The organism is Microcoleus sp. Aus8_D2 (assembly GCF_036702665.1).
Taxonomy (GTDB): Bacteria; Cyanobacteriota; Cyanobacteriia; order Cyanobacteriales; family Microcoleaceae; genus Microcoleus.
This window is the reverse complement of record NZ_JAUBUN010000035.1, coordinates 73,714-84,173: the sequence shown is the minus strand read 5'-3', so window position 1 is coordinate 84,173 and position 10,460 is coordinate 73,714. Positions and strand designations below refer to the sequence as shown.

General features: G+C 49.2%; 8 protein-coding genes. 7 read left to right on the top strand and 1 reads right to left on the bottom strand.

Features of this window, described 5'->3' with window-relative positions:
• Nucleotides 1-92: 92 nt before the first annotated feature.
• Nucleotides 93-290: a hypothetical protein gene (locus QUB64_RS23825; RefSeq protein WP_333266605.1), complete on the bottom strand. Its 198-nt coding sequence runs from the start codon at nucleotides 288-290 to the stop codon at nucleotides 93-95.
• A gap of 168 nt (nucleotides 291-458) precedes the next feature.
• On the opposite strand from QUB64_RS23825, the gene glyA reads away from it, so the two are divergent.
• The 7 genes from glyA (at nucleotide 459) to QUB64_RS23790 (ending at nucleotide 10,350) form a co-directional block, all read left to right on the top strand.
• Nucleotides 459-1,742: a serine hydroxymethyltransferase gene (gene glyA / locus QUB64_RS23820; RefSeq protein ID WP_333266603.1), complete on the top strand. Its 1,284-nt coding sequence runs from the start codon at nucleotides 459-461 to the stop codon at nucleotides 1,740-1,742.
• A 454-nt stretch (nucleotides 1,743-2,196) separates the two neighbouring features.
• The gene (locus QUB64_RS23815) at nucleotides 2,197-3,252 is read left to right on the top strand and encodes a glycosyltransferase family 4 protein (protein ID WP_333266601.1); all 1,056 of its coding nucleotides are present in this window, start codon (nucleotides 2,197-2,199) and stop codon (nucleotides 3,250-3,252) included.
• A gap of 181 nt (nucleotides 3,253-3,433) precedes the next feature.
• Nucleotides 3,434-4,687, top strand: a complete 1,254-nt coding sequence (locus QUB64_RS23810; protein WP_333266599.1) for a competence/damage-inducible protein A — start codon at nucleotides 3,434-3,436, stop codon at nucleotides 4,685-4,687.
• Between the two features lie 311 nt (nucleotides 4,688-4,998).
• Nucleotides 4,999-5,136 carry a hypothetical protein gene (locus QUB64_RS23805; protein WP_293178014.1) on the top strand — a complete coding sequence of 46 codons (138 nt, stop codon included), beginning with the start codon at nucleotides 4,999-5,001 and terminating at the stop codon, nucleotides 5,134-5,136.
• Between the two features lie 105 nt (nucleotides 5,137-5,241).
• A complete protein-coding gene (aroQ, locus tag QUB64_RS23800) occupies nucleotides 5,242-5,682 on the top strand; it encodes a type II 3-dehydroquinate dehydratase (protein ID WP_333266917.1) in 441 nt (146 codons plus the stop codon).
• Nucleotides 5,683-6,145: 463 nt separating this feature from the next.
• Nucleotides 6,146-7,291 carry an ADP-ribosylglycohydrolase family protein gene (locus tag QUB64_RS23795; protein WP_333266597.1) on the top strand — a complete coding sequence of 382 codons (1,146 nt, stop codon included), beginning with the start codon at nucleotides 6,146-6,148 and terminating at the stop codon, nucleotides 7,289-7,291.
• A gap of 509 nt (nucleotides 7,292-7,800) precedes the next feature.
• Nucleotides 7,801-10,350: an HD family phosphohydrolase gene (locus tag QUB64_RS23790; protein WP_333266594.1), complete on the top strand. Its 2,550-nt coding sequence runs from the start codon at nucleotides 7,801-7,803 to the stop codon at nucleotides 10,348-10,350.
• The last annotated feature ends 110 nt before the right edge of the window (nucleotides 10,351-10,460 follow it).

Here is a 10,460-nt window from a genome sequence, read left to right as displayed (position 1 = left end):
CATGCCCCATGCCCCATGCCCCATGCCCCATGCCCCATGCCCCATGCCCCATGCCCCATGCCCCATGCCCCATGCCCTGGGCGGGCCGATGATTATTTAATATTGGCAATGACGAAGCCCATTTGACACTCGTATCGATCGGGCAAATTTTCCGTTGGTTTAGCAACTGGATGGCCGCAGCGAAGCTCTCCACCGCTCCAGCGCGGTTGGCCCGTGCGATCGGCCAGCAAACAACTTTGGCAAACACACTGAGGAGCAAGCATCTGATTTTCAATTAGAATGACTAACATTTGATACCTCCGGCAGGTTTCACACCAGTAATTTCATTGTATGTCAGGAATTTGGGACAAACGGCTTAACCTGAACACAACGTAATATTTATGTCAATGGTGCGAAATCCGTAGTAGGGTAAAAGATCCCCAATTCCCAATCCCAAAATTGTCAAGAGGTTGATTATTGTGACGGACACTAACTTAGACTTCCTTTCCCAAACCGATCCGCTGATTGCCGATTTAATCGGGCAAGAGCTGCAGCGCCAGCGAGACCACCTAGAACTGATCGCCAGCGAAAACTTTACCTCAGCAGCCGTAATGGCAGCTCAAGGCTCAGTTCTGACCAATAAATACGCCGAAGGGCTGCCAGCAAAACGCTACTACGGTGGCTGCGAATTTATTGACGGCATCGAGCAAATTGCGATCGATCGCGCCAAACAGCTATTTGGAGCAGCCCACGCCAACGTCCAGCCTCACTCCGGCGCTCAAGCCAACTTTGCAGTATTTTTGAGCTTGCTAGAGCCCGGGGACGGAATTATGGGCATGGATTTGTCCCACGGCGGACACTTGACCCACGGTTCGCCGGTCAACGTATCCGGTAAATGGTTTAAAGCTTTTCACTACGGCGTCAGCCAAGAAACAGAACAGCTCGACTACGACGAAATTTTGGCACTCGCCAAACAAAAACGACCGAAATTGCTGATTTGTGGCTATTCAGCATATTCGCGAATTATCGACTTTGAAAAGTTTAGAGCGATCGCCGACGAAATTGGAGCTTACCTGCTCGCAGACATCGCCCACATCGCCGGGTTAGTCGCCACAGGCCACCACCCCAGCCCCCTCGACCACTGTCACGCAGTCACCACCACCACCCACAAAACCCTGCGCGGCCCCCGCGGTGGCTTGATTTTGACCAACGACCCGGAACTCGGTAAAAAGTTCGACAAATCAGTGTTTCCCGGCACTCAGGGCGGCCCCTTGGAACACGTGATTGCGGGCAAAGCTGTAGCTTTCGGCGAAGCATTAAAACCGGAATTTAAAACTTATTCTGGTCAAGTAATTGAAAATGCGGGCGCTTTAGCTGCACAGTTGCAGCAGCGGGGTTTAAAACTCGTTTCTGGCGGCACGGACAATCACTTAATGCTAGTTGATTTGCGATCGGCAAACATGACAGGCAAACGAGCCGACCAATTAGTTAGCGGTGTCAATATTACTGCTAATAAAAATACCGTGCCTTTCGATCCGGCATCGCCCTTTGTCACCAGCGGTTTGAGACTCGGTTCGCCGGCGATGACCACCAGGGGCATGGGAACAGCAGAATTTACCGAGATTGGCAATATTATTGCCGATCGACTCCTAAATCCAGATGATGAAAGCGTCGCCGCCGAATGTCTGCGCCGAGTAGCCGCACTGTGCGGTCGCTTCCCGTTATATCCCCACTTGTCCTTGAAAGTGCCGGCATTAGCTTAATTTTCCTGATCGGCAATGGGGAATTGGTAGTTGGAAGTGTACGGGTAAAAGGGTAAAAGAGCAGGAAAAGATTGAGAGTTGCCAGTAGCGATATTGACAAGCGGTTTTTATCAAAAATATCGCTCGCCCGGACGGTTTTTAGTAAAGATATTTGTCGGGTTCGGCTGTTTTACAGACGGTATTTATCGGTGGCGATAGATAGCGTTAAACTCGACCGGCTCGTCAAATATCGATCGACTGTTTCGATCGCAAAATATCGATAACTAACCCTTAATTCGAGAGTTAGCAGTTAAAAACCTGAATGTTGGCGCCGTCTCAACTTCGACTCCGACAAATCTCCGGCTTCCAAACCCCCAGTCGCACTCAAAGATGTTTCCTTGTTACAAGCCATCTGAAATGTAGTAGACTCTGCCTGACACCCTAATTGCCCCGCACTATTTAAAATTGATTTCAGATGCCGCACCAGTATCTGTACCACGTAATAGCTTTTCTGGTTTCTGCGATCGTCGTCCTCTTGAGTACGCCAATAGTTAAAAAAATTGGTCTCAAAAGCGGGCGAGTCGATCGACCAGGCGAGCGAAAAGTCCACCAGCGCCCGATGGTGCGCTTGGGAGGAGTCTCTATCTTTCTCGGCACTCTGATTGCCCTGTTATTTGTCTGGTTCTCAGGAGGCTTCATCGATGCTACCGGACAAGTTCTCAATCCCAAACAGGAATACGAAATTTGGGGAGTCACCCTCGGCGGCCTCGGATTCTTCCTCATCGGTTTAGCAGACGACCTATTTTCGCTCTCGGCCCTAAAACGCTTGCTCATGCAAATTGGCGTATCCAGCATCGCTTGGATGGCAGGCGTACAAATTGAGTTTCTCACAGTTCCCTCCCTGGGACTGACTGATCTTGGTTGGCTGAGCTTGCCGATTACTGTGATTTGGCTCGTCGGTATGGCCAACGCCATTAACTGGATTGACGGTTTGGACGGTTTAGCAGCCGGAGTTTCGGGGATTGCAGCAGTTGTGATGCTGATTGTCAGTCTGTCGATGCACCAACCCGCAGCAGCGCTAATTGCAGCGGCTTTAGCTGGCGGGGCCTTGGGATTTCTACGCTACAACTTCAATCCGGCTCAAATCTTTATGGGAGATGGCGGGGCTTATTTTATCGGGTTTACTCTCGCTGGAGTGGGAGTAATTGGGTTAGTTAAAACTACGGCTGTTACTTCTGTGTTGCTGCCATATTTAATTTTAGCTGTACCGATTTTAGATATGTCGGCGGTGATTCTCGATCGACTCCGTAACGGCAAATCACCATTTATTGCTGACAAACGCCACCTCCACCACCGACTCCTAGAAGCCGGACTATCCCATAGATTTGCGGTTTTATTTATTTACTCGCTGACACTGTGGGTGGGAAGTTTAGCCCTAGCTTTTTCGGTTCCCAGCGGCGTAATTTACGCTATGGGTGCGACAAGTTTGCTGGGATACGCTAGCTGGAAAGTTTGGAGACACGCTCGATAGTCAGTTGACAGTTGACAGTTGTCAGTTGTCAGTTGTTAGTTGTTAGTTGTGAGTTGTTAGTTGTTAGTAAGAATCACCAATTCCCACGGAGGCCACGGAGGCCACGGAGGCCACGGAGGCCACGGAGGCCACGGAGGCCACGGAGGCCACGGATCCCAATTCCCCAATCTAAAATCGAATAATGGTTGCTGAAATTATTTGTGTTGGCACTGAATTGCTCTTAGGCGATATTCTTAATAGCAATTCCCAGTTTTTAGCGAAAGAATTAGCGATTTTGGGAATACCTCACTACTATCAAACAGTGGTGGGTGACAATCCAGAACGCATCAAACAAGTGTTAGAAATTGCAGTCAGCCGATCGCAACTTTTGCTCTTTACCGGAGGTCTCGGCCCCACACCAGACGACCTCACAGTCGAAACCATCGCCGATTTTTTTGGCGTTCCCCTGATCGAAAAGCCGGAAATTATCGCCGATATCGAACAAAAATTTGCACGGCGGGGACGCAGCATGAGTCCCAGCAACCGCAAACAAGCTTTAATTCCCGAAACTGCGGACATTCTGCCCAACCGCAGTGGTTCTGCACCGGGGATTATTTGGCAGCCGATTCCCAACGTCACATTGATGACTTTTCCCGGCGTACCGGCGGAAATGCACTTGATGTGGCGAGAAACCGCCGTTCCTTATCTGAAAAATGGCGGTTGGTGCAGCTCAACTATTTGCAGCCGCACGTTGAAATTTTGGGGCATTGCTGAGTCGGCACTGGCGGAAAAAGTAGATCCTTTTCTAAATTTAACTAATCCGACTGTGGCTCCCTACGCCAATCACGGCGAAGTTAAATTGCGGATTTCGGCCCGCGCTGAGTCGGAAGTGGCCGCGAAAAAGTTAATTGAGCCGATCGAGCAACAATTGCGGCAGATTGCCGGCTTAGACTGTTATGGTGCTGATACCGATACCCTCGCCTCGACAGTCGGCAAATTGCTGCTGTTGGCCGGGGAAACTCTGAGTGTGGCTGAATCCTGCACCGGTGGCGGATTGGGTGCGATGCTGACTGCTATTCCTGGCAGTTCGAGCTACTTTTTGGGCGGGATTATTTCCTATGACAATCGGGTTAAGGAAGGATTATTAGGTGTTAATCCCGAAGATTTAGCGGAATTTGGTGCAGTCAGCACCAGCGTCGCAAAACAAATGGCTGCGGGAGTGCGCGCGAGTCTCAATACCACTTGGGGATTGAGCATTACAGGTGTCGCCGGGCCCGGAGGCGGCACCGATGCTAAACCTGTAGGACTGGTTTATATCGGTTTAGCGGGCCCCAACGGCGAGGCTGAAAGCTTTGAATACCGTTTCGGCGATGGTAGAGGCCGCGATTGGATTCGGCACCTGAGTAGCTGTACGGCGCTCGATCGACTCCGGCGTAAATTATTGGCAAAAGCGTAGAAAACATCTAACACTTTGTCAATTGTCAATGGTCAGCCGAAAGCTTAAGCTTTCTTTAATAATTGGCATCCGAGATATTTCAGTAATTTTCCCCTTGCCTATTGATTATCTGTAAAGATTCGTTATGATAATAAGACAGGACTGATTGGCAAATATACTGACTCTCTCCGTTGCTCCAAACCGTTGCTCCCAACAACCAGCAAGCGAGAAAGCAAGTTTGACCTTTGGTTTCAAAGTCGTGCTTGCTTATTTTCAGAGATTTAGCCGTCGGTTTAGCAATCTAGACTATAACAAAAGGAGCTATCCGTTCAATGGAAGACATTGAAAAGGTGCTGGAACAAATTAAAGAATGGGTTCGCAAGCTGATAGAAGGACTGCTGAGTCCAGAAGCTCAACCGGAACTCGAACCGATTCCAATTCCAGTCAACCAACCCAGGCATCGCCGGTAGTTGGCACTGAATTTGGGGTTTGAGGTTTGAGGTTTGAGGTTGAGGACTGGTTCTAAATCCCAAGTCAAAACTCTCATAAATTTTGTGGCGCTGGAATTTTTAAAATTGTTAAATATCCTGGTACTTCACGGCCCTAATCTGAATCTATTGGGTCAGCGAGAACCTGGAGTTTATGGTTCTGCGACTTTAAATGATATCAACGAGTTGCTAGAACGAGAAGCGCAAGCCCTCCAGGTGCAAGTGTCTATTCAGCAATCGAATCATGAAGGGGTTTTGGTAGATGCAATTCACTCAATGTTGGGGCAGCACCAAGGCTTGTTGATTAACGCTGGAGCTTATACTCATACGAGTGTGGCAATTAGAGACGCGATCGCCGCTGTGAATATCCCTGCGGTGGAAGTTCATTTGAGCAATATTTACCGGCGGGAAGCTTTTCGCCACCACTCGTATATCGCAGCGGTGGCGATCGGGCAAATCAGCGGTTTTGGCTCAGAAAGTTACCGGCTGGGGCTGCAAGCTCTAGTTAGTTATCTGATAAAAAATTAAAAATTCACCGATTTTTGCGATCGGATGAGGGCCGGTTTTAGATGGAAAACCAGCCCTTATATATTTGGGTTGAATTCAAAATAATCACCAGCAAGAATGGTAATGGGAGTTGATATTTGAGATTTGAGATTTGAGATTGGGGAATCATATCATGTCCGGTCGATTACGATCGCAAAAACGGTTGGTAGTGCGCCCTCCCATTCCGCAGAATAAGAGCGGACGCTCAGTCCGCACGTGCGTTCCTTACTTATTGCGGTCAATCGACCGGACATGATATGACTTATTCTGTAAGGGTTTGGAACACCTGCCTACAGTTGCATTGTTTTTTAAATGGTAAAATAATTAATAGAAAAATCACAGTTACCAATTACCAATTACCAATTACCAATTACCAATTCCCAAGGCCCAATGACCAATGACCAATGACCAATTCCCAATTACTAGCAACTTCAGTTAAATTCAAATGCGGCATTCCCTGTTGAGCAAGTTTCAAGGAACCATTCTGGGGGCAGTTTTAGGAGACTCTATAGGCCTGGAATACCAGAGGCTACTCGTGGGTATTCCCCCGGAAAGAGGAGACTTGCAGCCGATTTTACAACTGACGATACACCAAAAATTGACGCTGAGTGGGGCAACATTAGCGTTGAATTCTCCTAAGAGCAAAATCCTCACGGGCAAACGCTCATCCGAATGCGGTAGACTGGCGGTGGCTGGCGCTCAAAGTTTAATTCGGTGTAAGGGTTTAGATTTAAAAGATTGGGGTGATACTTGGGAAGCATTCACCAAGTCGGAAATTTACCATCCGCGAAGCACTGAGTTTCAAAGTATGCTTAATCCTTGTGAAGCTGCGGTGGCTGCTCTGCCGTGCGCGATGTTTTTTCACGAAAATAAGGTTAAGCTGCGAGATAAAATCATGCTGGCGACAGATGTTTGGCTCAAGGACAATCCGTCAGAATGGCAGACAGCAGTGTTAGCTATCGGATATGCGATCGCCCGATCGCTCAAACAAAGACTTGACCCCGCCAGAGCGATCGAGCAAACCATTGCCTACCTGAAAACAGATAATGCCTTAACAGAGCTGCTGCTGCAAGTACAAATATTACTAGAACAGGGAGCCGATTTAGAAACAGCCACAACTCACCTGTGCAAAAGCGCCACAGCTTTGCGACAAAAACAGGGCGAGGGCGAGAAAAAATCAGAAACTAAGTCAATTGTCAACCCGGGAAATTTCCTTCCCATTGCTCTAGCTTTCTACTGCTTCTTGAACACCCCAGAAGACTGGCGCTTGTCAGTGGTGCGGGCGGCTCGCTGCGGGATAGCCGGACAACTCACTTGTGCTTTGACAGGATCTCTGTCTGGAGCGTACAACGGGGTGGCTGCGATTCCTGTAGAATGGCGAGAGGTATTTTCGGCTGTGGAATCGCTGCCGTTGGCCGAGGACCCAGCACCCGGGATCTGGGGAACCCGTAGCGATGCAAAAATTGTGGAGTTAGCAAATAACCTGTTTGCTGTTTGGGCTGGAGTTTACAACCCTTCGGCTGGCCTCTCTTCGGTAGCGCTAGCGCGATCGGTGGCTGCACCTTATGTGATTAGACCTCGTAAAATATAAAGTTTTGAACTTTTAACAGGAGTGGAAACCAGAAATTAGCAAGAGACGAGCAATTGCATTCATTCCCTCGCTCTTCTTCAAATTATCTGCGTCCATCCGCGTTCCGAAGCGGTTTGCTCGAATTGCATCAAAGATTTAGGCAATTGCTCGTCTAATAAACAATTAGCAATGAACAAGTCAAAAGCGAAAGCGCCAGGAAAGCTACAATTAAAGATTAAAAAGTAAAAAATTTAATCTGACTCCCTTGCCCAAAAAAACCGGGTTTATAGGAGAATACTGGGTCGGGAAACGAGGAACTACGGAGAAACAGGGTTTTTAGCCAGGGCTCGCGCGACTCCTGTTAATGGTGGACAACCGAAAGAAAGAAACCCAACTGCTGGCGAGAATCAGGTAAATTAGCCTGCTTGTTTTGAATATTCAGGTACGGCAGTTCGGATAAACTCAATCAAGATGCACAGTCAGAATTTCTGACAAGGCTGCTGGATAACAGTGATCTATCTTCGACACAAATGAATACGCTCTCCTCATTGATGCGGCAGATTGAGCAGCTAGGGGCTGCGCGCTCACTGCGCCAACATATTGCTAAAGTGCAAAATGCTGGCAGCAAGGCAGATCCCGATCGCCCTGGCGGGCCTCTCCTGAGCCGTTTTTTGCCCCAAAAATCGGTTCTGCCCGAGACTTTTACTAGATTTAGAAGTAAAACGTCAAAATCAAGCCTCAAAAATCAAGCTCGTTCCCCGATGTTGGCGCTGGTAGCAGTAGTTTCCCTCAGCAGCACTCTGGGCCACCGCTTCTACAACCAGCCGAAACTGGATGTGGGGACGAAAGCTCCTCAGACGATTAAGGCTCCTGCTAGTGTTAGCATCCCCGATCGCAAAACTACTGAAGAAAAGCGTTCATCAGCGCGGATTGGGGCTGTAGCGATATTAATGCTCGATCGCACGGTCGATCGACAAATCGATCGAGAATTGCAACAATTTTTGCAACAGGGAAGCGAACTGCGGCGGCGAGTTGGCGAGTTTCCGTTTGTGACGCCCTCGGCGCTCTCAAATGCGGTTCAGGTTTACTTGAGGGGGTGTCCGGAGTGGGAGTGGCGATCGATTTTGGCGCAAGCGGGGGACAACAGTGCGAATTTCGAGCGGTTGAATTTGAATTCCCCCACAACTGCACCGACAGATAACCAGTCTCAGCAAGATGCGATTTCAGAATTGCAAGCTTACAGTCGATCCGTCTCAGCAGCAGATTTTCAAAGCCTGACAAACAGCATTTCGCAAGCTCGTCAGCGCTATCTCAATGCTGTGGAAGCGCTCTCTAAACCGTCGGTTTCCGGGCTGCGACAGATTTACGATACTTCGCTGTTTGAATTGTCCGATGCAGCTTGGGAGAAAACCCAAACGGGGATGAGTCGGGCGGCGAAAAGGATGCTGGCTCAAGGTATCCCGCCGGGGTTACCAAAAGAGATGTTGAAAGAAGCTGTGAAGCTGCAAGTCGCAGATGAAGTGCCCTTAGAGTCCCAAGCTTTGGCGGTTGAGGGTTTAAGTGCAATTTTGCAGCCGAATTTGGTGAGAGATCCCGAGGAAACCAAACAGCTAGCTGAATTGGCGGCGCAAAAGGTGAAACCGGTGACGATCGAAGTAGAGGAGGGCGATATAATTGTTGCAGAAGGAAAAGAAATCTCGCAGCAAGATTTCGTGTTGCTGGACTATTTTGGTTTGAGCCGGCGGGGGGTGAATTGGCTGGGGTTGGCGGGGTTTGTTTGCTTAGTCGCGGGGGCCATTGCGATCGTACTGCTGGTAGAAAGGCACTACCGCTTGCGCCGGAGAGATCATTTCTTGTTGCTGTTGCTGACTTTGAGCGCGCCGGTGCTGGTGAGTTTGGGGCTGCCTTGGACGACTTTACCCGCGATCGGGATTTTAGCAGGCGGCTTCTACGGTTCGGCGGTGGGAGTGACTGTGGTGGGGCTGCTGTCGGTGCTGCTACCCATTGGCTTGGATGTAGAGTTGATTCATTTGGTGGCTAGCGCGGCGGGGGGATTGCTGGGCGCTTTTATGGCCGGGCGGTTGCGATCGCGCGAGGAATTGGCTCTTTTGGGCGTGGCTGTCGGCTTGACTCAGGGCAGCGTCTATCTGGTGGGGACTTTGATTGCTAGCGCCGCTGCTGGTGCGATTTGGTACGTCGTCCTCGGTACGGTGGGTTGTCAAAGCTTGGCGGGTTTGGCTTGGAGCGTGGTGGCGATCGGCATCAGCCCTTATTTAGAACACGTTTTTGACTTGATTACCCCGATCCGGCTGGCGGAACTTGCCAATCCCAACCGCCCGCTGTTAAAGAGGTTGGCGGCCGAAGCTCCCGGGACTTTTCAGCACACGCTGTTTGTGGCTAGTTTGGCGGAAGCTGCGGCGAGGGAACTCGGCTGCAATGTTGAGTTAGTCAGGGCTGGGACATTATACCACGATATAGGAAAAATGCACGACCCGAGCGGATTTTGTGAAAATCAAATGGGCGGGGGCAACAAACACGATGAGATTAATAACCCTTGGACGAGCGCCGAAATTATTAAAAAGCACGTTAGCGAAGGGTTGGTAATGGCGCGGAAGCATCGATTGCCGAAGGCAATTCAGGCGTTTATTCCTGAACATCAAGGCACAATGTTAATTGCTTATTTCTACCATCAAGCGCAGCAAATTGCTGCCCAAGAACCGGAAAATTTAAATATTACTTTGGCAGATGCGGGTAATTCAAAGTTAGCAATCAAAACCAGGGAAGTGAGGGAGCAGGATTTTCGCTACGACGGGCCGATTCCGCAGTCGCGGGAAACGGGGATTTTGATGTTGGCTGATTCTTGTGAGGCTGCTTTGCGATCGCTCAAGGATGCCACTCATGAGGAAGCTTTGAATATGGTTAATCGGATTTTGAGGGCTCGCTGGCAGGATAATCAGTTGCTGGATTCGGGTTTGACTCGGGAGGATATGTCTTTAATTGCGGAGATTTTTGTGCGAGTTTGGGAACAGTTCAATCACAAGCGGATTGCTTATCCTAGTGCTGTTTTTACTCCGAGGTAGAGATTTGCGAGTTAGATTTGATGAGAGATATTTTATGAAATAATACCGTTATTAGGTTCGTAGTGAGGACTTCAGTCCTCTGATTTTATGCGGACTGAAGTCCTCACTAC

What these genes read in the sequence shown, in the direction of transcription:
- QUB64_RS23825 (WP_333266605.1), bottom strand. Translation starts at nt 290, where the DNA reads ATGTTAGTCATTCTAATTGAAAATCAGATGCTTGCTCCTCAGTGTGTT.
- QUB64_RS23815 (WP_333266601.1), top strand. Translation starts at nt 2,197, where the DNA reads ATGCCGCACCAGTATCTGTACCACGTAATAGCTTTTCTGGTTTCTGCG.
- QUB64_RS23810 (WP_333266599.1), top strand. Translation starts at nt 3,434, where the DNA reads ATGGTTGCTGAAATTATTTGTGTTGGCACTGAATTGCTCTTAGGCGAT.
- QUB64_RS23805 (WP_293178014.1), top strand. Translation starts at nt 4,999, where the DNA reads ATGGAAGACATTGAAAAGGTGCTGGAACAAATTAAAGAATGGGTTCGC.
- QUB64_RS23795 (WP_333266597.1), top strand. Translation starts at nt 6,146, where the DNA reads ATGCGGCATTCCCTGTTGAGCAAGTTTCAAGGAACCATTCTGGGGGCA.
- QUB64_RS23790 (WP_333266594.1), top strand. Translation starts at nt 7,801, where the DNA reads ATGAATACGCTCTCCTCATTGATGCGGCAGATTGAGCAGCTAGGGGCT.